The organism is Andreprevotia chitinilytica DSM 18519, from assembly GCF_000711875.1.
GTDB classification, from domain to species: Bacteria; Pseudomonadota; Gammaproteobacteria; order Burkholderiales; family Chitinibacteraceae; genus Andreprevotia; species Andreprevotia chitinilytica.
Genome location: NZ_JONM01000001.1, coordinates 268,438 through 293,346 on the forward strand (window position 1 = coordinate 268,438; position 24,909 = coordinate 293,346).

Here is a 24,909-nt window from a genome sequence, read left to right on the forward strand (position 1 = left end):
TTGCAAATGGCTGACAGAACTGCCTTACATCTGCTTGAACTGGCCGGCGAAACTGCGGCTGATCGTAAATACCTCTTCCCGGCCCCGCAGATACAGCCGCTGCCGGCCCAGCAAATCCTTCTCGATCCGATCCACCGCTGGCAGGCTCACGATCACGCTGCGGTGGATCTGGCTGAAGCGACCGGCCGGCAATTGCGCCAGCAGCACCTTGAGCGGCGTGCGCATCAGGTGGCGCTCGTGCGTGGTGACCACTTCGGTGTATTTGTCCTTCGCCTCGAAATAGATCACTTCACCGACGGCGACGAGGCGGGTGGTGTCGGCCAGGCCGACCGTCAGCCATTCCAGTGAGGCTGGTCGGGCGTTGACGGTGGAGAGTGCCTGTTGCCAATCAGGCTGTGGCCCGTTTGCTCGCTGCAGCCTGGCAATGCACGCGGCAAGTCGGCTGGTTTCGACGGGCTTCAACACATAATCGACGGCTGAGGCGTCGAAGGCGGCGAGGGCGTAGGCATCGTAGGCAGTAACGAACACGATGCGTGTGCGGCTGGCGGTGCTCTTGGCGACCTCCAGCCCGGTGAGACCCGGCATGCGGATGTCGAGAAAAGCGAAATCCGGTTGCTCCCGATTGAGTGCAGCCAAGGCTTCGGCACCGTTTTTGGCGCGGGCGATGATGTCCAGCTCCGGCCATAGCATCGCCAGTTGGCTGGCGAGTTCATCCAGCAGCAGCGGTTCGTCGTCGGCGATCAGGGCGGTGGGCATGGGGGCTAGCCTGTTGATTTGTCTTGAGAGCAGGGCAAGGTTAGCTCGGCAATCACGCCGGAGGGCGTATTCGGGTACAGCGCCAGCCGACCGCGTGCGCCGTACAGCTGATCGAGCCGGGCGCGGATATTGGCGAGGCCGACGCCATCGCTATCGGTGGTGTCGGTCAGGCCAAGGCCGCTGTCTAGTACTCGCAGAATGATCGTATCGCCGTCTTGCCGGCCATCGATGACGATCTCACCGCCTGCAATGGCGGGCTCGATGCCGTGTTCCAGCGCGTTTTCGACCAGTGGCTGTAGCAGTAGCGGTGGCATGGGCAGGGCGTGCAGGGCGGTCGGGATGTCGACCCGGTAACTTAGCCGGTCACCCAGGCGCATGCGGGCGATTTCCAGCAGGGCGGTCACCAGTTGCAGCTCGTCCGCCAGCGTGTTGTCTGGCCGACGCGTGCGGGCGAGGCTGGCGCGCAGGTAGCGGTTGAGTTGCTCCAGCATGGCGCGGGCAGCGGGTGGGTCGCGCTCGATCAGGCTTTGCACGTTGGCGAGGGTGTTGAACAGGAAATGCGGTTCGATCTGCGCCTGCAGCATGCCGAGCCGGGCAATGGCCTCGGCCTGTTGCGCTTCAGCGCGCTGGCTGCGTTCGGCTTCCAGCGCCAGCCGGATTTCGACCCGGCTGTGGTACAGGTAAAAGAACGTGCAGGCGGCGACAGAGATAAGGACGGTGCTGATCAATACCCAGTGACCACTGCTTTCGAAGTGATCGGTCACCAACGCAAGAACATCCTTGGCGCCAAGCATGGCCGCCAGTTTGAAGCCGACCGTCATGCCAATTGGCACGGCGATGATGTAATACAGCCAGATCGGCATGCGGTCACGTACCAGCAGATGCAGCAAATGCCCGGAGGCATCGATGCTCAGGCCCACGGCGTTGCTGATGATGAAGTAGTGCCAGAACGGCGTGTACGGGTCGTTCGACGTCAGATACAAGCCAATCAGGTTGTTGATCAGCAGCAGCAAGCCAAGATTGGTCAACGCGCGTTTGCGCCGCTGGCGTGGGTCGAGGTCGGTCAATCGGGTTTTCATCGCGTCGGAGCGTGCCATGTCAGTGGGATATGGGCAACCGGGTTTTAGCGCCGGTCTTGCTGGTGCGTGGCGGTCTGCTGTGCGTTGTGCAGCTCGCTCGCTTTACGCTCAATCCAGTCCTGACCTAGCGGCCCGCGTGTGAACAGGCGGAGCGCATGCGATGCCATGCCGATCCCCCAGCCGAACCAGACCCAGCCCGCCCAGAAGTAGTGCGGCGTTTGCAGGAAATTCAGTGCCGATAAACCACCGCAAATCAGCACGTACAGGCAGAGGTGGCGGTAAAACGCGGCCAGCTTGTGGGCGTGGTCACGTGCTTGATCGAGGGTGGTGAAGTAGGGGGTGGTCATCGCTGGCTCCAGGGTGGGGTGATGCTGGAAGCATGCGATGCTGGGGCGGTGTTTGCTGGGGGTTGCGATGAGGTGCGGTGGTGGGGGATGAGGTGCTGTTGCTGTGGATGAGTTGTTGGCGTTGTTCGTTATGCGCCTGCGACGCGGTCAAGGGCGTTACATGCCGGTTCCGCCCGGCGGACGGGGTTCAGCGCCGATGGCGCAGGTAAAGGCGTTACAGCGGGAGTTCGTCCCGCGGGCCGACTCACTTTCTTTGTCTCGCCAAAGAAAGTAAGCCAAGAAAGGCGACCCTGCAAAAGCGTCTGGCGCAAGCGCCAGATTCCCCCGCCAGCCAGCCCGTCACGGGCGGGAATCGAAAACTCGGGCTAAAGCCCTCAAACACTCGATCCCCGAAACCCCCGTGCTAGTCTGGCTGGCGGGGCGCTTTTGAAAGGGGGGCAGACCCTCCTCACCCCGGCCCTCTCCTTGAAGGAGAGGGGGACTTGATTTGGTGCGGTGGCGTTTCAAGTTAGCAGGGTCGCGGTTGGCTCCCCTCGCCCGTTTACGGGAGAGGGGCCGGGGTGAGGGTGCTTTCCAAACCCATGATCAATGATTCACCCCTCCAGCACCTCTTCCCCAAACTCCGCCGCCAGCAAACCCCGCGTATATGGATGCTGTGGCGCGTCAAAGAGCTGCCTGACATCGGCGGCTTCAACCACCTCGCCACTTTTGAGCACCAGCACCCGATGCGCCAATGCCCGAATGACAGCGAGGTCATGGGTGATCAGCAGATAGGCCAGTCCATGCTCGCGTTGCAGTCGGGCGAGCAGTTCCAGCACTTGCAAGCCGATGTGGGCATCGAGCGCGGAGGTGGGTTCGTCGAGCACCAACACGGCCGGCTTCAGCACCAAGGCACGGGCGATGGCGATGCGCTGTCGCTGACCGCCGGAGAACGAGTACGGGTAACGCTCCAGAATGTCCTCGCTCAAGCCAACCTCCGCCAAGGCGATGATCACTTGGGCGCGGCGCTCGGCTTCGGTGAGGTGTGGCTGATGCACGCGTAGGCCTTCACCGACGATTTCCGCCACCGTCATGCGCGGCGAGAGCGAGGCGAACGGGTCTTGCAGTACGATCTGGATATGGCGGCGTGCATCGCGTAATGCGGAGCCGTGCAAGGTGTCGAAACGGCCTCCGGTGCCTAAATGGATTTGGCCGCTCGCTTCGCGAATCAACCGCAGTGAGGCCAAGCCCAGCGTGGTTTTGCCCGAGCCAGATTCGCCGACGATGCCCAGCGTTTCGCCACGCTGGATGGCGAAATCAAGTGGGGCGAGGGCGGAGAATGCTTCGGCCGGCTTGAACCAGCCGCGGCTGCGACGGTAGGTGCAGCGCATGCCGGTGGCGCTGAATGCATCGACGGCATCGCTGGGCAAGTCACTGCTCAAGCGCTGCCGCTGCACCGCCAACAAGGCTTGAGTGTAGGCGTGCTGCGGGTTGGCGAACAGATCGGCGGTCTGGCCGGTTTCGACGATACGGCCGTTCTCCATGACTGCAACGCGATCGGCAAAGTCGCGCACCAGGTTCAAATCATGCGAGATCAGTAGCAGCCCCATTTTCGATCCCGCCCGTGCATCCATCGCCAGCGTTTGCATCAAGCGCAGGATCTGGCGGCGCAAGTGGGCATCAAGTGCGGTGGTCGGCTCGTCGGCAATCAGCAGCTTGGGTTGGCCGGCAAGTGCCATGGCGATCAATACCCGCTGGCGCTGGCCACCGGAGAGCTGATGCGCAAAGGCATTCAGCATGCGGTCGGGTTCGGTCAGGCCGACCTTGTCCAGCAGAACCCGCATCTCGGCCTGCGCGGCAGCGCCAGCCAAGCCGCGATGCAGGCCGAGCACTTCGCTGATCTGATCGCCGATCCGCAATACCGGGTTGAGCGCCGATAACGGTTCCTGAAACACCATGCCGATTTGCGCGCCGCGTACCCGGCGCATGTCTTTCTCGCTGGCTTGGAGTAAATCGTTGCCCTGAAAGCGGATTGCGCCGGTGTAGCTTGCATCTGGATCGAGCCGCAGGATCGCTCGCGCAGTCACGCTTTTGCCGGAGCCGGATGCGCCCACCAGCGCTAGCGTTTCACCAGCGACCAAGATGAGCGAGATAGCGTCGACCGCAGGCTGCGTCAGCGTTGGGTAGGCGACGGAAAGCGCTTCAATATCAAGGAGCGGTGCGTTCATCGGCAGCGGGGTTGGTTATGGTGTGCGGCACACTATAACCCGTCGTTTCGCTGTATGTGATGCCGTCCGCATTTCGAGCATTTTCTTGTCTTTTTCTCGATGCCAATGACAATCGATTTTGGCCGGAATGGCCTATTTACAGGCATACTTCGGCGAATTGAAAGTTTGAGAACATTCTCCCATGCGCTTCCAGATCAAACTCGCCGTCGCCTGCCTTACCGCTGCATTTTCCGGCGCTGCCGTTGCCGACGATGTTGCCCTTTCCAGCCACCAGGCGACGTTCCGCCTCGGCTACGAATCGATCAAGCTGCCGGGTGATGAACACCTGGGCCTGGTCGGCGCCACTTACCTGATCGAAACCGTCCCTGGTTTGTATGTCGGCCCGGCCGCCTATGGCGCGGTATCCGGCCAGCGTGGCGGGTTCTTTACCGGCGGCTGGGAAACCCTATGGCGGCAGCCCTTGTACGACAAGCTGGCGCTGGATGCCGGCGTTTATGTCGGCGGCGGTGGTGGCGGTGCGGCCCCAGTGGGCGGTGGCTTGATGCTACGCCCGCACGTTGATCTGACATGGGCGTGGGGCCGGCAACGCGCAGGCGTTTCGGTATCGCAAGTGCGTTTCCCCAACGGCGATATCCGCAGCAATCAGCTGGGGGTGGTGTGGGCGATCGATGATCCGTTCTATCTCACCGCTGTTGGCGAGGTGGGCAAGAGCCTGATGACTGATCAACGTGGTGGGGTGGGTTTCGATCGCATCGGTCTGCGCGGCGGCGTGTACAAGCCGCGTGATGGCGGTGACAAGACCGGTGTCGACAATCGCCGGAAGGTGGGATTCGCCGGCGTCGATATGCAGCAGGATTTGAGCAACGGCTGGCTGTGGGGGATCGAGGCGGCAGGCGCAGCCAAGGGCGGCTCGGATGGTTACGCCGAAGTCCTTGGCTACCTGGGTTGGGAAACACCGGTCATCGGCAACACGCTGTATCTGGGCGGCAAGGCGGCGTTGGGCGCTGGCGGCGGTGGTTCAATCGATACCAAGGGCGGTCTGATGGGTAAAGCGGCTGTATTCAGCCGTGTCGCGCTCAGCCGCGACTTGAGCGTGCAAGTGGAAGGTGGACTGGCGGATGCGCCGCAAGGCAAGTTCCGGGCGTACTACGGCAGTGCGCAGTTGCAATTCGCGCTGGATCATCCTGAAGCCGGCCGCAGCAGTGCCAATCTCGATGGCTGGCGTTGGGGCTCGAGTGTGCAGCGCTATAGCTCGGCACAGCGTCGCACTGGTGAAACGAAGGCGCTGGATACCATCGGTTTGCGCATCGAGCGCGATCTGGGCCAAGGCCTTTACATGACCGGCCAGGCGCATAGCGCGTTCGCTGGGGATGCCGGGGCGTATTCGGTTGGCTTGTTCGGTGTGGGCTGGCAGAACGCGTTCGCGTCGAACAAGCTGGTGGCCGGCGCTGAGCTGGCTGCCGGTGCTGCGGGCGGCGGTGGTGTATCCAGCCACGGCGGCGCGATCGTGCAACCGATGTTGTTCCTTGGCTACAACCTCACGCCGGGTTGGCAATTGCGCGGCAGCGCGGGCCGGGTCAAATCCATCAAGGGTGAGTTGAGCTCGCCGGTGTATGACTTGAGCTTGATGTACCAATTCGGCTTGCCCAAGCGTCCATAACGGATTTGGGCATAAAAAAGAGCGGCTCGGATGAGCCGCTCTTTTTGTTTGGCAGAACGGTTGCGAGTGACGATCAGTGGTGCGTCGTTGACGAATCGTGCGTGGTCGACGAGTCGTTGCTAGCCGCAACGCCGATCACCGCGGCAACGCCTACGCCGATTGCGACTGCGGTCGAGGAGACGCCGCCGACAGCGCCTGCACCACCAGCTGCACCCGTTGCAGCGACACCGCCCAAGGTCAGCGATGGCAAGCTGCCGAAGATACCCGCCGGTAATTGCGATCGTGAGATGAGGTGGGTGGCAGTCGACAAGCCGGGTGTGAGGGAGTACTGGCCGCCATCAACCAACAGTGAATTGGCCGTGTTGTTCACCACGATGCCACCGCTGTTGACGCCGGTGAACAAGTCATTGCCTTGCAAGGCCGCCATCCAGTCAGAGCCGCGAATACCGATGGTGGCTTGCGGTGTCGTCAGTTGGAAAGCCTTGGTATTGGCGTGGCCCACCAAACCGGTCACGGAGCGAAGCGCGCCTTTGAATAGGGAGAGAAATACGCTGCCTTGCGCCGGTTTGGCCGCTTCGTAGCTGTATTTGTCGATCGAGAATTGGGAGTTCTTTTCCAGTGCAATGATTTGACCGTCATCGAAATTCAGTACCACCAGCCCATCCGCACCGGTGGTGATCTTGGCGCCGGTATCCAGCTTGATGCCAACCGAGGCGGGAAAGTTCGAGCCACTGACGGGGGTAATGGTAACAGCGCCCTTGGTTGATTTGACCGTTGCCGCCGCGAAACCAAACACCGGCAGCAAGGTGATCAGCAAAAAGACGATCAATCGTTTCATGACGAAGACTCCTTGTATTAGCAAAGATTAAAGTAAGAATCAGGGTTCTCGACATGTGTATAGCAAAGAAAAAGCCGCCTTGCGGCGGCAGATGTTGCATCGCGATAGGCGGCAAGCTGACTGCCGCCGAATCGCTAGGCTCTGTTGAACGCGATATGGCCGTCTTGCACGTCCACCTGAATCACGTCTTTTGGCCCGAATTCGCCGGATAGCAAACGCTTGGCGAGCGGGTTTTCGATCTCGGACTGAATGGCCCGCTTCAGCGGCCGCGCGCCATAGACTGGGTCGAAACCGGCTTCGGCGATCAGATCGAGCGCGGTGTCGCTCACCTTCAGGATGATCTCCATCTGCGCCAGTCGCTGCTCCAGTCGCAGCAATTGGATGCGCGCAATACCGCGAATCTGTTCTTGCGCCAGCGCGTGGAACACCACGATTTCGTCGATCCGGTTGACGAATTCCGGCCGGAAATGGGTTTTCACTTCGGCTAGCACTGCCAGCTTGACCAGTTGATAGTCGCTGTCTGCCATCATCTGGATTTGCTGCGAACCCAGGTTGGACGTCATCACGATGACCGTGTTCTTGAAGTCCACCGTGCGGCCTTGGCCATCGGTGAGGCGGCCATCGTCCAGCACTTGCAGCAGCACGTTGAACACGTCCGGGTGTGCTTTTTCGACTTCATCGAGCAGGATCACGCTGTACGGCTTGCGGCGCACGGCCTCGGTCAGGTAGCCGCCTTCCTCATAGCCGACATAGCCGGGAGGCGCGCCGATCATGCGGGCGACCGAGTGCTTCTCCATGAATTCGCTCATGTCGATGCGGATCAGATGTTCATCCGAATCGAACAGGAATTGCGCCAGCGCTTTGGTCAGCTCCGTCTTGCCGACGCCAGTCGGGCCGAGGAACAGGAACGAGCCATAGGGACGGTTCGGGTCGCCCAGGCCAGAGCGTGAGCGGCGGATGGCATCCGACACCAGCCGGATCGCTTCGTCCTGACCGACCACGCGCTGATGCAGGGCGTCTTCCATATTCAGTAGCTTTTCACGCTCGCCTTGCATCATCTTGGCGACCGGAATGCCGGTGGAACGGCTGACGACCTCGGCGATTTCCTCCGCGCCGACTTGCGTGCGCAGCAGGCGCGGTTTGCTGTTGCTGCCGGCTTCCGAGGCTTCCGCCGCCTTGAGCTTGGCTTCCAGATCAGGCAGCTTGCCGTATTGCAGCTCGCTGGCCTTGTCCCATTCGCCACGCCGTTGCGCAGCTTCCATCGCTTGCTTTACTTGCTCGATTTCCTCGCGGATGGCTTGGCTGCCAAGCACGGCGGCCTTTTCGGCTTTCCAGATTTCTTCGAGGTCGTTGTATTCCTTTTCCAGTACCTTGATCTCGTCTTCGATCAGGCCGAAACGCTTTTTCGATGCCTCGTCCTTCTCGCGTTTGACCGCCTCGCGCTCGATCTTGAGCTGGATCAGCCGGCGTTCGAGCTTGTCCATCACTTCCGGCTTGGAGTCGATTTCCATCTTGATCTTGGCGGCAGCTTCATCGATCAGGTCGATGGCCTTGTCCGGCAGGAAGCGGTCGGTGATGTAGCGGTGGCTCAGCTCGGCCGCGGCGACGATGGCTGGGTCGGTGATTTCCACGCCGTGGTGGATTTCGTACTTTTCCTGCAGGCCACGCAGGATGGCAATGGTGCTTTCCACGCTCGGTTCATCGACCAGCACTTTCTGGAAGCGGCGCTCCAGCGCGGCGTCTTTCTCGATGTATTTGCGGTATTCATCCAGCGTGGTTGCGCCGATACAGTGCAGCTCTCCGCGAGACAACGCCGGCTTGAGCATGTTGCCCGCATCCATCGCGCCCTCGGCCTTGCCTGCGCCAACCATGGTGTGGATTTCATCGATGAAGATGATGGTGCTGCCTTCATCCTTGGCGATGTCGTTCAGCACGGCCTTCAGGCGTTCCTCAAACTCGCCGCGATACTTGGCGCCGGCCAGCAGGGCGGCCAGATCGAGCGTCAGCACGCGCTTGTGCTTGAGCGATTCCGGCACTTCGCCGTTGACGATGCGTTGGGCCAGCCCTTCAACAATCGCGGTCTTGCCCACGCCCGGTTCGCCGATCAGCACCGGGTTGTTCTTGGTGCGGCGTTGCAGCACCTGGATGGCGCGGCGGATTTCGTCGTCACGGCCGATCACCGGGTCGAGCTTACCGGCACGGGCGCGTTCGGTCAGATCGATGGAGTACTTGGCGAGGGCTTCGCGTTGCTGTTCGGCGTTGGCATCGTTGACGGTATCGGTGCCACGGACGGCGTCGACGGCGGCGGTGATCGCTACTTTGTTGCCGCCGTATTCCTTGACCAGCCGGCCGGCTTCGGATTTGTCGTCCGCCAGCGCCAACAGAAAGAGATCGGTGGAGATGAACTGATCGCCGCGTTGCATAGCGGCTTTGTCAGTCAGGTTGAGCAGCTTGCCCAGGTCTTTGGAGACGGTGATTTCGCCATCGGTGCCGGCGACTTTCGGTGCGTGCTCGATGGCATTGCCGAGCGCGGTCTTGAGGCGATCTACGTGCACGCCAGCGCGGGCCAGCAAGGAACCGGTGCCGGAGTCAGCATCGTTCAGCAGGGCGAGCAGCAGGTGAGTCGGCTCGATGAAACCGGCATCGTTGGCGAGTGCCAGGCTTTGGGCATCGGCGATGGCGGCCTGGAACTTGGTGGTGAGTTTGTCGAAACGCATATGCAATAACCCTTCATGTGCAGTGGCTTTGCACTGTAAATGGGCATGTACAGAGGCATTTCAAGCGTGCTTTATTCCGGCTCTGGCGGACGCATTCTGGTGATGGGCTCACGCGTGACCACACAATTTCGTCCTTGTGACTTGGCGTCGTAAAGCGCTTCGTCAGCGCGTTTGACGAAGTCTGCGATCGATTCATCGCCCAGCACGGTGACGCCAAAACTCGATGTAATCCGCAAGCCATCCGGCCAGATTTTGGATTCGACCTGCTTGCGAATCTTTTCGGCCAGTTGCGCCGCAATATGGAGCGGGGTGGCCGGGAAGATGAGCACGAACTCCTCGCCGCCCCACCGCACGACATAGTCGTCGCTGCGGATTTGCCCACCCAGTTCCTTGGCGAATTGCTGCAACACCTTGTCACCCACATCGTGCCCGAGCGTATCGTTCACGCGCTTGAAATGGTCGATATCGGCAAACACGGCGGCGAGTGGCTGGCCGGATTCCTGGGCGAATTCAACCTCGCGGAATAGTTCATCGCGAATGCCGGCCCGATTGCGTACGCCGGTCAGCGGATCGCGCCGGGCCATGTCGCCGACCAGGCGGTTTTCCAGTTGCAACGCTTTGGTCAGGCCGCGCAGCTCGTGCTCGCGGCGGCGGCTGCGTTGCAGGCGCTTGCGCAGGTGGCGCAGGTCCAGCGCGAGCGTGAGTAGCGCATAGCCGACCCACAATCCAACCAGCAACAGGGCCAGTTGCTCGCGGCTGAGCCATTTGCCGTGGAATTCGATGTAGTCGATCACCAGCTCATGCTGGCCGGGTTCCTTGAAGCCGGAGGTCGAGACTTGCACCAGTGGGACGTGCCGCATATCTGGCGCGATATGGTCCAGCGGAATGTGGTTGTTGGCGATCCACCAACTGGTGACCGAGAAACTTGTCAGCGGGATTGAAACGGTTTCACCGCCGGGCTTGGGCGTGAAGGCCACTTCGTTGATTTTCCAGCTGCTTTCGTCTTTTTCCTTGGCATAAGCCGGATCGTAGTTGCGTACGAAAAAACGAATTTGGCGATTGCCCGGGCCACGATAATCGACCTTCATGTTGACGCGATCGAAGCCGGTTAAATCGATGCCCTTGGAGGTAGGAGTCAAATAGACGCCCAGCTCGCAAAATGGCCACTGGTTCTGGTCGCTCAGACTGCAGTCCAGCAGCAGCTGCTTGCCATTGCGGCTTAGCTTGGCGACCGATGCCCCGCCGTTGGTGCGGTCGTCCGACGTCTGCATCTTGTAGCTGCTCGCGCCGTCGATGCGGATATTGCGGTTCATGCCGAAGTGTTGCCAGGCGAACAGCGCGGCCGAGACGAGGATCATCACGACCGCGGCAAAGCGGATAGGGCTTTCGGGCGCAGGCCGTGCGGCGGCGGATTGAGCGTGTTTTCGAGCGGGCATATGACGTCAGTATAAGGAGCTGGCGTCGTTTTGAGGATAGTGCTTACAGCCTATCCGCTGTCCGCGGCCGAGCCTGGCGCTTGGCACCAGGCTTGGCAGAGGGTGGGAAGCGCCTACTTTGCAGCGCTTGCTTGCTGCTCAGCAACGCGAGTCAGAAAGCGGCGCATCTGGCTGGCGATTTCCGGCGTGTCTTCCTCCAGCGCGAAATGCCCCGTATCCAGCAGATGAATCTCGGCGTTCGTGATGTCCTTGGCGAATGCCTTGGCGCCGGCTTCGACAAACAGTGGGTCGTTCTTGCCCCAGACCACCAGTGTTGGCGGCTGGTGCTTGCGGAAGTACGCCTGCCACGCCGGGTATTGCTCGACATTGGTGTGGTAGTCCGCCAGCAGGCTCATCTGGATCTCGCGATTGGCGGCGTTTTCCAGCCCCCACTGCGCAATGGTCCAGGTATCCGGGCTCAGGTGCTCGGGATCGCGTGTGCCGGCCTTGTACATGAACTGCACGCTGGGCGAGCTGATGATGCCCTCCAGCGCCGGGCGCGTTTCCGCCGTGACGCCCTTGCTGGTGTGCTTGATGTTGTCGGCGATCTTGTCCGACAGGCCCTCCTGATAGGCATTGGCGTTCTGCACGATCAGCGCCGTGATCGCTTCGGGGTGCTTGCTGGCGATGCGAAGCCCGACCGGGCCGCCGAAATCCTGCACATAAAGCGCGTACTTGGTCAGCCCCTTGGCCTGGATGAAATGTGTCATCACTGTGGCCAGACCATCGAAGCTCGGCTTGAAGTTCGCATCCGGCGTGATCACGGTATGGCCGCTGCCCGGATAGTCCGGTGCGATCAGGTGGAACTGGTTGGCAAGCTCCTTGATCAGGCCGCTGTACATGTGTGAGGAGGACGGAAAGCCATGCAGCAACACGATGGTCGGCGCGGCCGGATTGCCGGCCTCGCGGTAAAAGACCTTGATGCCGTCGACATCGAGCGTGCGGAAGCTCACTTCCGGGGCAGCTTGGGCGGCAATGGATACAGCCAGCGTGGAGAGAACAGCGAGGGCTTCGGCTTTCATGATCGGCTCCTTGGGGTTGTTGGGAGTAGATTAACAAGCACCATTCACCGCGATAAGACAGCCATTGCTAGAATGACTGTCCATTTAAATTGGTCAATGAACATGGCGAACCTGAGCGCGATCAATCTCAATCGGTTAGTGGTCTTCGTGACGGTGGTGGAGGCGGGATCGCTGACCGCCGCAGCGGCGCGGCTGGGCTTGGCCAAGACGATGGTCAGCACCCACATGCAGCGGCTGGAGGCCGAAGTCGGCGCCAGCCTGCTGATCAGGACGACGCGGCGGTTGGGCCTGACTGAAGCTGGTGAGGCATTTTATGAAGCCAGTCGGCGCATCGTGCGCGATGCGGAAGAAGCCGTGGAGGCCGCCGGGCAAAACAGCGCCGAACCACGCGGCACATTGCGCGTGACGGCCCCGATCGACTATGGCGCTACCGTGGTCGCGCCGGTAGCCGTCGCATTGCGCCAGCGTTATCCCGATTTGAAAATCGAACTGCTGGCGGGGGATCGGATTTTTGATCTGGTGGGCGAGGGGATCGATGTCGCGATCCGTATCGGCAAGCTGACCGATTCGGGGCTGCAGGCCATCAAGGTGGCGACTTTCGAGGATTGGTTGGTGGCTAGCCCCGGTCTGCTTGCATCGCATACCTCGCCGAGCACGCCGCAAGACTTGTCCAAGCTGCCGTTTGTGTCGCTGTCGGTACTCCCACAGCCGACGACGTGGACGTTTGAAGCGCTGGATGGGGCGAAAGAGCAGGTGCAATTTCAGGCCGCGTTTTCGGCCAATACGGCTTATGCGGTGCGTGCTGCGGCGCTGGCTGGCGGTGGTCTTGCCATCCTGCCCGATTTTGCCGTGCAAGCGGATGTGGCGGCTGGTCAGTTGGTACGGGTGCTGCCGCAATGGTCGCTACCCAATGGAGGCATCCACGCCGTTTTCCCTGCTGCCCGGCATCATCCGCAGAAGGTGCGGGCGTTGATTGAGGCGTTGCGGGCGCATGTGGATGGAGGCTAGGGACGGTTGAATGCAACTGCAATCTTGCCGACCGGGTCGTTCATGAATTCTTGGTCGGTTGTGCCGAGAAACGGGCGCGGCGCAATGCCCTTTCGCGTGCGAATCCATCACTGAGCGAATTAAAAATTCGCACGTAGAGATTCGCCCAGCTATAGGGATTGCGCCCTACAAAATAACAAACCGTAGTGCACAGCTGTCACTGTTTTTGTCGCAACGGTTGCACTGCGTGCTTTTCTCCCCTTCGCGCTAAGCGCCGAGGGAGTGTCGCGAGACCCTAGGAAGTTGTTCTCAAATAAAAGCGGACCGACCGAGGGTAGTCCAGAGGACCGTAAGGCGCAGGGTCGCCTTTGGCGTGGAGAGGGCCCAAAGGAATATGTACAGCCCGAGACAAAGTCCTTTCCCCGGCCGCGCGGCGGAACGCGCTGTAAAGCATTTAGCCGCGCCGTAGGCGCATAACGCTGCCTCGTTGCCTTTCATGCAGTCGCAGGATCTGACTCAATCCCGCCACCCCAACTTCCCATGCAACTTCACCACATCCCCCACGATGATCAACGCCGGCGGTTTGATCGCATGCTCACTGATCAATGCCGGCAAGGTGGTGAGCGTGCCGACGACGGTGCGCTGATCCGCCCAGGTGGCGCGTTCAATGATGGCAACAGGCGTATCGGCGGCGCGGCCGTGGGCGATCAACTGGGCGCAGATGGCGGGTGCTTGCTTCACGCCCATGTAGATCACGACGGTTTCGGTGCTGCTGACGAGGCGTGGCCAGTCCAGCTCGATCTCATCGCCGCGCCGGTGGCCGGTGACGAAAGTGACCGACTGCGCGTAATCGCGGTGCGTGAGCGGGATGCCGGCGTAGCACGATGCGCCAGACGCCGACGTAATGCCGGGCACGACTTCAAATGCCACACCGTTGTCCGCCAGCTCTTCGATCTCTTCACCGCCGCGCCCGAAAATGAACGGGTCGCCGCCCTTCAGGCGCAATACACGCTGGCCTTGCTGTGCCAGTTTCACCAGCAGTTTGTTGATGTCTTCCTGCGGCAAGGCATGGTTGTTGGCTTTCTTGCCGACATAGATGCGCTCGGCATCGCGCCGCACCAAGTCAAGAATCTGCGGCGAGACGAGGTTGTCGTACAGCACTACATCGGCTTTCTGCATCAGGCGTAGCGCGCGCAGGGTGAGCAGATCCGGGTTGCCGGGACCGGCACCGACGAGATAGACCGCACCGCTTGGCGTGCTCTCAGCCTGTGCGAGCTCTGCCAGCAAAGTCGCTTCTGCGGCTTGGGTGTTGCCGGCAATGGCTTGTTCGGCGGCGGGGCCTTCCAGCGCGGTTTCCCAAAACAGCCGGCGGGCACGCTCATCGCTGAATTTGGTTTTGACCGCATCGCGCAGTTGCCCGGCCAAGCGGGCGAGGGTGGCATAGCCATACGGTAGCAGCGCTTCGATCTTTGCCTTCACCTGCCGTGCCAGCACCGGCGCATTGCCGCCGCTGGAAATGGCGACGATGACCGGCGAGCGATCGACGATGGCGGGCACGATGAAACGGCAATGTTCCGGGCTATCTACCGCGTTGATCAGAATGCCGCGTGTTTCGCAGTCGGCAAAAATCCGGGCGTTGACGGCAGCATCATCGGTGGCGGCGATCACCAGCCGTTGTCCGTCGAGCTGGGATGCGTGATAGGGGTTGGCGATATGTGTGATACGGCCGGTATCGCGCAGGGCCGTGAGTTCAGCGGTCAGCTCCGGCGCGGCCAGAGTGAGTTGAGCGCCGGCTTCCAGCAGGAGCCGTGCCTTGCGCGTGGCGACTTCACCGCCGCCGATGAGCAGGCAGCGTTGGTCGGAGAGCTTGAGAAAGAGGGGGAAATAATCCATGAGACGGGCATGCCTATGTCGTTGCCGCCATTGTAAGGAGGTGGGGGCTGCTTGGCTGGGGTTTCTGCGGATTGGTGGGTGTTGGCGCTTCCGTAGCCCGGACGGCTTTGCCGGCCGGGGTCGCTGTGCCCATTGTCGTCGAGGATGCCTTGGTGCAGTCCCCGGCCGGCAAAGCCATCTGGGCTACGGGGTGCTGCTAGCCCAACAACAAATCCCCGCTCGCCTCATCACAAACCCGATTCCGGCCTTGTTTCTTGGCGCGGTAGAGCAGGGCATCGGCGCGGGCGATGACGCCGCGTGGGCCTTCGCCGGGGCGGGCGCTGGCGCAGCCGATGCTGGTGGTGACTTTCAGGCCGACGGCGATGTCGGCCCAGGTTTCGCTTGCAACACGGCGGCGGAGCCGTTCGGCGACCAGCGTGGCGGTGCTTCCGTCCAGACCTGGCAGCACAATGCAGAATTCCTCGCCGCCATAGCGAGTGACGGTTTCGCCGTTGCGGCAGCTTTCCCGCAGCAGCTGGCCGATTTGCGCCAGCACCTGATCGCCCGCGGCATGGCCGTAGTTGTCGTTGATGGCTTTGAAATGGTCGATGTCGAGCATCAGGATGGACAGTGCCGATGGCTCGTGTTCGGCCAGGAAATCGAGCTGCGTTTCGAGCGCACGGCGGTTGGCGGTGCCGGTGAGGGCATCGGTTTCCACTTCGCGGCTCAGGGTCGAGAGCACGGCTTGGTGGTGGCGCAGCCGGGCTTGCAGCGTCTGGTTTTCCTGATCGGACTGCAGCAGTTTGAGGCGCGTTTCCAACCGCCTGACGCGCTTGAGCGTGGCACCGAGCAGGCGGGTTTCCTGCTGACGGATCAGATTGCGTTCCATGGCTGAGTGGTAGGCACGGTGGCTGATCAGTGCCGCCTCAAACTGACCGTGCGCCTTGTGATGCAAGTAGAGCGCCCGTTCGGCTTGTTCGATCAGCGTGGCGGATTGCAAGTCGTGCGCCAAGCGGCGGGCGAGTTCGAGCTGGATCTGGCACGACTGTGGCAGGCTCATTGCCCGATCCAGCTCTGCTTGGGTGAACGCAGTGTGGAATTCGCACCAGTGATGACGGGTTTCGCGGATTAACTGCCTTGCTTCAGTCAACGCGGCTTGCCCGACATCGAGCTCACCCTGGCGGATCAGTGCCATGGCTTCGTACAGCCAGCTTTCCGCTTCCAGCTGGGTATGGCCGTGGCTGGCGAGCTTGCGCCGGGCCAGACGCAGGCTGACCAGCGCTTCGTCATGACGGCCGAGCTGCAGGTAATCGTTGGCGATGCAAAGGTAGATCGAGCCGAGCGAGGCGGGCGCTTCGACCGCATCGGCGTGTTCCAGCGAGCGCAAGTGATGCGCCAGCGCTTGTTCAAAGTCGCCCAGGCCGAAATAGATTTTGCCGATGCCCAGATGTGCCATGACGAACATGGCGTCGTCGCCGGCTTGCACGGCGGCTTCCAGGCAATCGAGCCAGCGTCGCATGGCTTGGTTGACGTGGCCGAGCAGCAGATGGTGGCCGGCCAGCTCATCGAGCGCTTTCATCAGTAGCTGGTTTTGCTGCAGCCGGCGCAGCCGCGGCATCAGGCGCTCCAGCTCTTGCACGGATTCGGCAATCTGCCCCTGGCGGCCGAGCGCAATGGCGGCGACCAGTTGCGCTTGAGCAGCACCGATCTGATCCCCCATGGCACGTGCGGTGCGCACCTCGATCAACGCGCATTCGCGGGCACTGGTGAGCTCTTGCCGATCCAGCAAGGCACTGAGAATTTCTACACTCATCGGCTGACTTTCATCGCGGGGCGCTGATCCGAATGCTTATTGGGGCGCTCATTGGAGTCGCTCATTGGGCGGGCTCTCGGGCTTCGATCAACAGGCGGCGCAGCTGGGCTTCCAGACTCTCCCCTGGCAGCGCGGCGCCGGCAGCCAGTGTGAGCCCGGCGGGCGGTGCATCGGCGGGCCACGCCAGTTGGGCGGGCAGGGCGAGCATGTCTGCCGCGAGGGCGGAACGGGCCGCGAGCGCCTCGGTATCCACCTGGATTGCCAGCACGGAGCCGCCAAAGCGCAAACCGCTGGCATCGGGGAAGCGCTGGCGCAGCAGTCCGGCCAGGCGGGCCAGCAGCGCATCGCCATGCTCCTGGCCGAGTTGCAGATTGATTTCCCACAGATTGCGAGCGACGACCAGCAACAAGCCTTGCTGCGCGGCGTTGTGTTCCGGCCGGCGGCGCTCGGGCCAACTCTGGTTGCGGCCCCACCAGCCAAAACCGGTGAGGACGTCATGTGTCGGTTGGCTGGCCGCGTCTTTCAATGCCTGTAGCCGGCGGCTTTCCTGCCGCATCTTGTGCAGGTGCAATTCCATTTCCACATTGCGTGCCGAACGGCTATCGAACAGCCGAGCACGCTGGCGGTTATCGCGGAGCAGGCGGATGCGGTAGTCGTGGTAGAGCTCATGCGCAGCCAGCGCGCCGGCAAAGTCGCCGAGTTCGGTCTTGATGTCGGCCAATCGACTGTACAGGCGCTGCAAGACGAAGCCGGGGTCGAAGTACGCTGCCATGTTGATCGCCGCCCCGATCGCTTGTGCCGCTTCGACCAACCGGCCTTGCCGGCCACGCAATTGGCCGACCAGCTCGCTGGCCCGAGTGTGTCCCCAGAGCAAGCCGTGATCCCGGCTGATTTGCATGGCGCAACGCAGGGCTTGCTCGGCTGCATCCAGCTCGCCGCGCGCGAGCAGGTTCGCGCCGAGGTAAAGCCGATAATCGCAGTGAGAAGCCTGGCTCCAGTTTGGATGGGCCGAGATCACCGGGCCAATGCGTGCCAGCACTTCCTGCGCTTGCTGTACGCGATCCAGCTCGGTGAGCGCAGAAAGCAGGTAGAGCCCGGTCTTGCAGTGGTATTCGGTGTGGCCGGCATCGGTGGCGAGGTCGTAGGCATAGCGGAAGGCGAGCTCGGCGCGGGCCGGGTCGTTTTCGAGCAGGAACAGGCCACCGATGCCAAGGTAGCTCTCGCACAAGGCCGGCAGGTCGTTGCGCTCGCTGGCGAGTGCAAGGCTTTTTAACCAGGATTGTAATGAATTGGTCAGTCTGCCCTGTGCCTGCAGCGTTTGCGCGACCAATTGCCAGGCGTGAGTTTCGGGTACTGGCCGCTCTTGCTGGCGCAAGAGCCGCAAAGCGGCTCGGGCTTGCGTGAGGGCAGACGGAAACTGGTTGGTTTCCCAGTGATGGCGTGCCTCGCGCAGCCGGGCATCCACTTCCGCTTTGGTATCGCGCTGCCGGCGGGCGGCAAGCCGATCCCGCTTCGCTGTTTCCAGCGCTTGGCGGGCATGTTTGCGGGCCGCAATGTTGAGGTCCTCTGCGTGCTGCAGGGCCGCTTCCCAGTGGGTCACGTTTGTAAGCTTTACGCTTGCTGGCTTGTTGGTAAAGACAACATCATAACGAGTTGGATTAGTCCGCGCTAATAAAAAAACGGCCGCATCGGCGGCCGTTTGGTACTAACGATGGTGCAACGGTTTAACGCTTATTCCTGAACGCAATCAACGAAATAACGCGTCTCGCCGCCGACCTTTTCGGCGACCAGCCCGTGAATGTAGGTTTCAAAGCCCGGGAAGCCATGGTTGAATTCCCGCGCAAACCTCAGGTAATCCACGATGGTCTTGTTGAAGACTTCGCCAGGAATCAACAGCGGAATACCGGGTGGGTAAGGCGTAAGCATCACGGCGGTTACACGGCCTTCCAGTTCATCCAGCGGCACACGCTCGATCTCGCGGTGGGCCATCTTGGCGAACGCTTTGGCGGGCTTCATGGCCGGCACGAGATCGGACAAGTACATCTCGGTCGTGAGCTTGGCGACGTTATTGCGCTTGTAGCAGGCGTGAATCTGGCTGCACAGATCGGCCAGGCCAATGCGCTCGTACTGCGGGAACTGCGCTACGAACTCCGGCAGGATGCGCCACAGCGGTGCGTTCTTGTCGTGGTCGTCCTTGAATTGCTGCAAGGCAGTCAGCAGCGTATTCCAGCGGCCCTTGGTGATGCCAATGGTGAACAGGATGAAGAACGAATACAGCCCGGTCTTCTCGATCACCACACCATGCTCGGCGAGGTATTTGGAGACGATCGATGCCGGGATACCGGTCGAATCGAATTCGCCTTGTACGTTCAGGCCCGGGGTAATGATGGTGGCCTTGATCGGATCGAGCATGTTGAAGCCCTCGGCGATATCGCCGAAGCCGTGCCAATCCTCGCCTGCCTTGAGCATCCACGCATCGCGATGATCCAGACCTTCATCGGTCAGATCGTCTGGGCCCCAGACCTTGAACCACCAGTCTTCACCGTATTCTTCATCCACCTTGCGCATGGCGCGACGGAAGTCGAGCGCTTCGGTGAGCGATTCTTCCACCAGCGCGGTGCCGCCCGGTGCTTCCATCATCGCCGCCGCCACATCGCAGCTCGCGATAATCGCGTACTGCGGGCTGGTGGAGGTGTGCATCAGATAGGCTTCGTTGAAGATATCGCGGTCGAGCTTGTTGTCCTCAGCATCCTGCACGAGGATTTGCGAAGCTTGCGACAGACCCGCCAGCAGTTTGTGCGTGGATTGGGTGGAGAACACCATCGAATCCTTGCAGCGCGGCCGGCCTTCGCCAATGGCGTGATAGTCGCCATAGAAGTCATGGAAGGCGGCGTGCGGCAACCAGGCCTCATCGAAATGCAGCGTTTCGATCTGGCCATCCAGCAGGCCTTTGATTTCCTCGACGTTGTACATGATGCCGTCGTAGGTGGATTGCGTGATCGTCAGCACGCGTGGCTTCACATCCGGATTCTGTTCCAGCTTTTCGCGGCAGAACGGGTTGGCCAGCATCTTTTGGCGAATGCTTTCCGGCTCGAATTCGCTACGCGGAATCGGCCCGATGATGCCGTAGTGGTTACGTGTGGGCATCAGGAACACCGGCACCGCGCCGGTCATCATGATCGCGTGCAGGATCGACTTGTGGCAGTTGCGATCCACCACGACGATATCGCCTGGCGCGACGGTCGAGTTCCACACGATCTTGTTCGAGGTGGAAGTACCGTTGGTGACGAAGAACAAATGATCGCAATTGAAAATACGCGCCGCATTGCGTTCTGATGCCGCGACCGGGCCAGTGTGATCCAGCAGCTGCCCGAGCTCATCGACCGCGTTGCAGACGTCGGCGCGCAGCATGTTCTCGCCAAAGAACTGGTGGAACATCTGGCCGACCGGCGATTTCAGGAACGCCACGCCACCCGAGTGCCCCGGGCAATGCCACGAATACGAACCATCTTGCGCATAGTGGGTGAGGGCACGGAAGAACGGCGGTGCCAGTGAATCCAGGTAGGACTTGGCTTCGCGGATGATGTGGCGCGCCACGAACTCCGGCGTGTCTTCATGCATATGAATGAAGCCATGCAGCTCACGCAGCACATCGTTTGGAATATGGCGCGCGGTACGCGTTTCGCCATACAGATAGATAGGGATATCGGGATTGCGGCGACGAATCTCGGCCACGAAGTTACGCAGGCTGGTCAAAGCCTCCTGCGTTTCCTCCGGACTGCCGCCACCGAATTCTTCATCGTCGATCGACAGGATAAAACCGGCTGCGCGGCTTTGCTGCTGCGCAAAGCTGGTCAGATCGCCGTAGCTGGTATAGCCGATGACATCCATGCCCTCGGCCTCCATCGCGGCGGCAAGTTCACGAATGCCCGAGCCACTGGTGTTCTCGGAGCGAAAGTCTTCGTCGATGATGACGATGGGAAAATAAAAACGCATGAGCGGTGAACCTTTCCAAAGAGATAAAGGAAAGGGAGCGCGGTACCTCTGGCAGCGTGGCAATGCGCGCTGTTACCGGCCTTGGACGTCCCGGAAAAGCGCGTAGTGTACCCTGTTTGCTTGTTGCGAAAGTGACAAGCTGATTGATGTCAAGCGCTGGGCAAGATCAGTCCGAAAGCCAAATATTGCTGAGTACCCTGAGGGTTGTCCCAGCTCACTGTTACTTCCACGCGATAGATGAATTTTTGCGTTGCCGCGTTGGCACTCGTGGCAGTCGAACTCATCTTCCAGGAAGTGGTGTAGCTGTTACCCGAAACGCTGCTGATTGCTGTGGCTGTCCCTGTCGAAGGGGTGAGCAGATTACTTGGCGTGCTCAGGTCTGTGACATAACACGTTGTACTGCCGCTGATCGGGCAGAGTCCGACAATCGTATTCAAGGCGCTGCCCCGGGTGGCCCGGTAACCATCAATCACCCGCTGTGCCAATGCCTGTGCTTCACTGCGTTGCGTGGAAAGTGCGGCGGATTGATACAATTGCCCCTGAAACTTCGACAAGACCAATAAGCCGCTACTGAGTATGACCAGCGAAATCATCATTTCGATGATGGAGATACCGGCTTGCCAATTTCGCAGTCGTAATATCTTCTTGATCTGCATGATTCAGAAATCTTTCCAGGATTGCCCGGTCTTGGCCGCGCCAGTAGAGGCCGGCGGGTAAGTTGTTCTACTGGTTATGGCGCTGTCAGCATTAACGCGCAATGACGCATTTGTCGAAACATTGCCATAGAAGGCAGCGGAGCCATTGACCACGATTGAGCCGGAAGCAGTACTGGTGGTGCTGCCACCGACATATAGCGTGCCGTCAATTTTCAACGCGCCATTAATGCTTGCGTCACCAGTGACGATGAAAGTCAAAGGGGTGCTGGTTGATGAGCCGCCACCCTCAATGGGAAACTGACCTGTTCCTGTTGGTACTTCGTTGTAGCCAAGCGCTTGATAGCCTTCGTTGGCACAAGCCAAGAATGGATATGTTGCAACCGATATGTCTAGATTGCCATTGATCCAGATTACTGTTTTCTTTGGGCTCGCGGCATTCGCGGATGTAATTGCGGCACATAGATCGCTTCCTGAAGCGGCTCCACCCGTACCTGCGCCTGTTGTTCCGCTAATTTGTAACGTTGTGCTCGCGGCCTGAACGGTGCTCATGCTTTGGCCAAATATGCTTTGGAAGTAACTCGCCTGCGATGAACTGTGGGTACCGGTGTTGTATGCGCCACAGCTTCCGCCCGAAGCGCCAGTGCCTGGGCAATCCTTGACATCCAATGCCGAGCCATCGCCGCTGATTACCCCATTGCTGACGCGGATGCCGCAGGTAATGACTTGTGGGGTTTGCTGATCGGTATAGCCGTGAATGCTGGATCCGTTGTATTCGGTGAGCGAGCCGTTGATATCCAAGGCACAAGCAGAGTTGCCGCCATTTGCGTTGATATCAATGCTGATGACTGCTTCGGCATATGCGGTAGAGGTGGCCGTTTGCGTCGTTGGGCACACCGCATCAGCACAACCCCGACTGAAAATCCGTAGTTTCCCACCACCTAAATCTGTCAGATAAATTGTATAGCTCGAGATCTGGTTGGAGCCCGTTGGCTGTGTCAACGTCACTCCGGAAAAGCTATTGGCATTGTTGTTTGCCGGATTTAGCGTAGTGGAATTGGTGTTGGTGAAGTCATGATAAAGGGCACCGGCAGTGCTATTCAGATATCCCCTGTTGTTAGGGGTGTTGTTGTAGGCGGTTTTCACGCCGGTATAGTTGCCCGCCACGCCTGTGAGGTAAAGAGTCCCCACGCCAGAATTGCCGTCGAAAATATCGGCAACAAATTGATCCAGACCCGACTGCGCGGCATTGAATGCAACGGCGCGTTTCAACTGATTGGTAGATGTTCTTTGCTCGATAAAGGTTGAACGGTTGCTATAGATGGCAAATACCGTCACCACGAGCAACATGACGATCGTCACAAATAATGTAGCAATTCCGGTTTGATTCGCGGGTGCCTGATGATAAGGAGGCCGAATGAACATGAGTGTGCGAGTTTTTTTCACAGTGCACTATCCAGCGCCTGCACGTTGAATAGCGTGATGATTTGGTTGTAACTGGCTTTGATCTTGCTGTCTTTGGTCGATTGCCCCACCAGAGTGATGCTCAGCGCATTGCCCTGACGGCTAACGGTGCGATTTGCCGCAGCCGTATCGTCAGCCAGCTGAGTGGCGGTACCACTACTGTTCACTGTAGCCAATTGAAGCGAAGTGACGTTCACCGCCGTGACTTTGGCCTGCACAAAATTATTGCTGCTGGAAAAGCCGGCCAGCGTGACCAAGTCGCCCACCTGGAAGCCATCGGTCACAAAGGAGCCGGTCGTTCGGGTGATCAGGTTACTCGAGGCGACAGCCGCCAATTGGGCCGAACCGGTCGTCCACGGTGGCAGGAAGCTGATGTCGAAGCCGGTGATCTTGGCTATGCCATCGGTAGCTGTCGTGCTGCTGGGGCCGCTGGTTAGCGGCTGCCAAGTGCCATAGGTACTGGCTGTGTTGCAGGTTTTGTTGTTATTGGTGCTTGTGGTTACGCCTTGGGCCTTGAATTGGATTGAGCCGTTGTCGTCGAGCATGAATCCCAAGTCGTTTTTCTGCGAATCGTCAGCATTGTAGTAGCTGTATAAAACACAATCGTAATTGCTGGAACCCGTACTTGACTGATTGCGCTTCAGATAAGCGGTTTTGACAGCGCTTTGATTAAGAAGCGAATAGCCGGCGCGACGCAATTCCCGTTGCATCAAATCAGCGCTCTGGCGCAGCTCTTGTTGTACTTGGCTGTATAGCAGCAAGTCTCGCGATGATTTCATGTTGCTGAGAAAGAAGCTGCCTGCCGCGCCGAGGAGGAATATGCCGATTGCCATGGCGATCATCAATTCAACTAACGAAAAGCCAATTGATTTTTTCATCGGTTCAGCACGCAGTATTAAAAGATGGGACCGCCCCGACACCGCTAGGCGTGCAAATCGTCACTTTGCCCGTTGCCGATAAAACCAGATTCAGGACTTCACTATTTTTGCTGGTCAATTTCAATGTTTGGTAAGTGAAGGCTGTGCCATTTGTGCTATAGGGCATGGCACGGACCGGGTCAAAACCAATATTGGTGAACGTGCCGCTAGTGCCTGTTGTTCCACCTTGTGTCAAGGAAACGTCAATGCCGGTTGCCAAGGTAATCAGGTTCAGATCGGTTGCCGAAATGCGCTTGATTTCGCAATAATTGCTGGCTGATGTAGAGCTGACTGTGCAGTCGCAGGCGGTGGAGTTAGCGGTTAGCCCGTAGCATTGATTTGTTCCGGTTGATACAGTTAATAGCACCGGACGATTATTACGCGCTGCCTCGCTGCGCGCCATTTGCAGGTTTCGTTGCATTTCGGCAGCGATCCCTTTCAATTTGGCGCGTTGCACATAGCCGGACATGGCAGGTATTGCAATTGACCCGACAATGCCAAGGATGGCAACAACGGTCATCATTTCGATCAAGGTCAAGCCTACTTGCTGCTTGAGTCCCAAGGAGATTCTTTTCATCATGATTTTGGGGCGAATCCGGATAGGATTGATTGCAATCAGCAGGTGCTGGCAACTTGGCTGATATTGGCGCCGCTCACCGTCGTGGTGATGCTGGTGCAGCCCGTGTCATTCGCTTGTGATTTTCCGGAAACTGCAGCGACGGTAATTACGTAGCCGGTGGCTGTATTGCTACCTATGACGACCGTATAGTATCCACCACCACCAAATGAATCAGTTGCCGTCGCCGCCGTCGTTGCGGTAGTCGTGCTGAGCAGGCTCAAGCCAGCACTGCTACTGGAAAAATCATTTGAATAGGTGGAATTAGTGGCCCGGAATTTTTCTTGCGCCTGAATGATCTTGGCAACGACAGCCTTGAAATCACTTCTACGGCTTTTTCGAACGTAGTTTTGGAAGGCTGGAATGGCAATTGCGGCCAGAACGCCAATGATTGCCACGACAACCATTAGCTCCATTAAGGTAAAGCCCTTATTGTTTTTCATTTTTATATCCCTCTCGGCTCAAACCTTACTGTATGGGTTCGGAGCTG

At 59.7% G+C, this 24,909-nt stretch carries 19 protein-coding genes; 2 read left to right on the forward strand and 17 right to left on the reverse strand.

What is annotated here, in order from left to right:
* Nucleotides 1-24 precede the first annotated feature (24 nt).
* The 4 genes from BR41_RS01240 to BR41_RS01255 all read right to left on the reverse strand — a co-directional run bounded on the left by BR41_RS01240 (nt 25) and on the right by BR41_RS01255 (nt 4,389).
* Nucleotides 25-756, reverse strand: coding sequence for a LytR/AlgR family response regulator transcription factor (locus tag BR41_RS01240; RefSeq protein ID WP_035051801.1), 732 nt, complete (start codon nt 754-756; stop codon nt 25-27).
* A gap of 5 nt (nt 757-761) precedes the next feature.
* The gene (locus BR41_RS01245; RefSeq protein WP_035051803.1) at nt 762-1,835 is read right to left on the reverse strand and encodes a sensor histidine kinase; all 1,074 of its coding nucleotides are present in this window, start codon (nt 1,833-1,835) and stop codon (nt 762-764) included.
* Nucleotides 1,836-1,879: 44 nt separating this feature from the next.
* The gene (locus tag BR41_RS01250) at nt 1,880-2,182 is read right to left on the reverse strand and encodes a 2TM domain-containing protein (RefSeq protein ID WP_051709735.1); all 303 of its coding nucleotides are present in this window, start codon (nt 2,180-2,182) and stop codon (nt 1,880-1,882) included.
* Between the two features lie 593 nt (nt 2,183-2,775).
* Complete coding sequence (locus BR41_RS01255) at nt 2,776-4,389, reverse strand: ABC transporter ATP-binding protein (RefSeq protein ID WP_035051805.1); 1,614 nt, start codon at nt 4,387-4,389, stop codon at nt 2,776-2,778.
* Nucleotides 4,390-4,570: 181 nt separating this feature from the next.
* Between BR41_RS01255 and BR41_RS01260 the strand changes: the two genes are divergently transcribed.
* Nucleotides 4,571-6,049 (forward strand): hypothetical protein, encoded by a 1,479-nt coding sequence (locus BR41_RS01260; protein ID WP_051709738.1) that lies wholly within the window; start codon nt 4,571-4,573, stop codon nt 6,047-6,049.
* Nucleotides 6,050-6,122: 73 nt separating this feature from the next.
* On the opposite strand, the gene BR41_RS24790 is transcribed toward BR41_RS01260, so the two are convergent.
* The 4 genes from BR41_RS24790 to BR41_RS01280 all read right to left on the reverse strand — a co-directional run bounded on the left by BR41_RS24790 (nt 6,123) and on the right by BR41_RS01280 (nt 12,101).
* Nucleotides 6,123-6,887, reverse strand: coding sequence for a FecR family protein (locus BR41_RS24790; protein WP_051709741.1), 765 nt, complete (start codon nt 6,885-6,887; stop codon nt 6,123-6,125).
* Between the two features lie 134 nt (nt 6,888-7,021).
* A complete protein-coding gene (gene clpB, locus BR41_RS01270) occupies nt 7,022-9,604 on the reverse strand; it encodes an ATP-dependent chaperone ClpB (RefSeq protein WP_035051807.1) in 2,583 nt (860 codons plus the stop codon).
* 71 nt (nt 9,605-9,675) lie between these two features.
* The gene (locus BR41_RS01275; RefSeq protein ID WP_084186756.1) at nt 9,676-11,040 is read right to left on the reverse strand and encodes a GGDEF domain-containing protein; all 1,365 of its coding nucleotides are present in this window, start codon (nt 11,038-11,040) and stop codon (nt 9,676-9,678) included.
* Between the two features lie 113 nt (nt 11,041-11,153).
* Nucleotides 11,154-12,101 (reverse strand): alpha/beta fold hydrolase, encoded by a 948-nt coding sequence (locus BR41_RS01280; RefSeq protein ID WP_035051812.1) that lies wholly within the window; start codon nt 12,099-12,101, stop codon nt 11,154-11,156.
* Between the two features lie 102 nt (nt 12,102-12,203).
* On the opposite strand from BR41_RS01280, the gene BR41_RS01285 reads away from it, so the two are divergent.
* Entirely contained in the window at nt 12,204-13,109 is a 906-nt protein-coding gene (locus BR41_RS01285; protein WP_035051815.1) for a LysR family transcriptional regulator, read from the forward strand.
* Between the two features lie 495 nt (nt 13,110-13,604).
* Here the strand turns inward: BR41_RS01285 and cysG are convergent, their stop codons facing one another.
* The 9 genes from cysG to BR41_RS01330 all read right to left on the reverse strand — a co-directional run bounded on the left by cysG (nt 13,605) and on the right by BR41_RS01330 (nt 24,862).
* A complete protein-coding gene (gene cysG, locus BR41_RS01290) occupies nt 13,605-14,981 on the reverse strand; it encodes a siroheme synthase CysG (RefSeq protein WP_035051818.1) in 1,377 nt (458 codons plus the stop codon).
* Between the two features lie 196 nt (nt 14,982-15,177).
* Nucleotides 15,178-16,773 carry a GGDEF domain-containing protein gene (locus BR41_RS01295; protein WP_035051820.1) on the reverse strand — a complete coding sequence of 532 codons (1,596 nt, stop codon included), beginning with the start codon at nt 16,771-16,773 and terminating at the stop codon, nt 15,178-15,180.
* Between the two features lie 61 nt (nt 16,774-16,834).
* Nucleotides 16,835-18,373: a hypothetical protein gene (locus BR41_RS01300; protein WP_035051822.1), complete on the reverse strand. Its 1,539-nt coding sequence runs from the start codon at nt 18,371-18,373 to the stop codon at nt 16,835-16,837.
* A 131-nt stretch (nt 18,374-18,504) separates the two neighbouring features.
* Complete coding sequence (locus BR41_RS01305) at nt 18,505-20,769, reverse strand: arginine/lysine/ornithine decarboxylase (protein WP_035051824.1); 2,265 nt, start codon at nt 20,767-20,769, stop codon at nt 18,505-18,507.
* 149 nt (nt 20,770-20,918) lie between these two features.
* A complete protein-coding gene (locus tag BR41_RS01310; protein WP_035051827.1) occupies nt 20,919-21,425 on the reverse strand; it encodes a type IV pilus modification PilV family protein in 507 nt (168 codons plus the stop codon).
* Between the two features lie 3 nt (nt 21,426-21,428).
* Nucleotides 21,429-22,868 carry a pilus assembly PilX family protein gene (locus tag BR41_RS01315; protein WP_156970499.1) on the reverse strand — a complete coding sequence of 480 codons (1,440 nt, stop codon included), beginning with the start codon at nt 22,866-22,868 and terminating at the stop codon, nt 21,429-21,431.
* On the reverse strand, nt 22,865-23,764 hold the full coding sequence (locus tag BR41_RS01320; protein WP_084186757.1) for a PilW family protein: 900 nt from the start codon (nt 23,762-23,764) through the stop codon (nt 22,865-22,867). The genes BR41_RS01315 and BR41_RS01320 overlap by 4 nt, the downstream gene beginning before the upstream one ends.
* Nucleotides 23,765-23,768: 4 nt before the next feature.
* The gene (locus BR41_RS22555) at nt 23,769-24,383 is read right to left on the reverse strand and encodes a pilus assembly FimT family protein (RefSeq protein ID WP_051709744.1); all 615 of its coding nucleotides are present in this window, start codon (nt 24,381-24,383) and stop codon (nt 23,769-23,771) included.
* Between the two features lie 35 nt (nt 24,384-24,418).
* Nucleotides 24,419-24,862 carry a type IV pilin protein gene (locus BR41_RS01330; RefSeq protein ID WP_035051832.1) on the reverse strand — a complete coding sequence of 148 codons (444 nt, stop codon included), beginning with the start codon at nt 24,860-24,862 and terminating at the stop codon, nt 24,419-24,421.
* Nucleotides 24,863-24,909 lie beyond the last annotated feature (47 nt).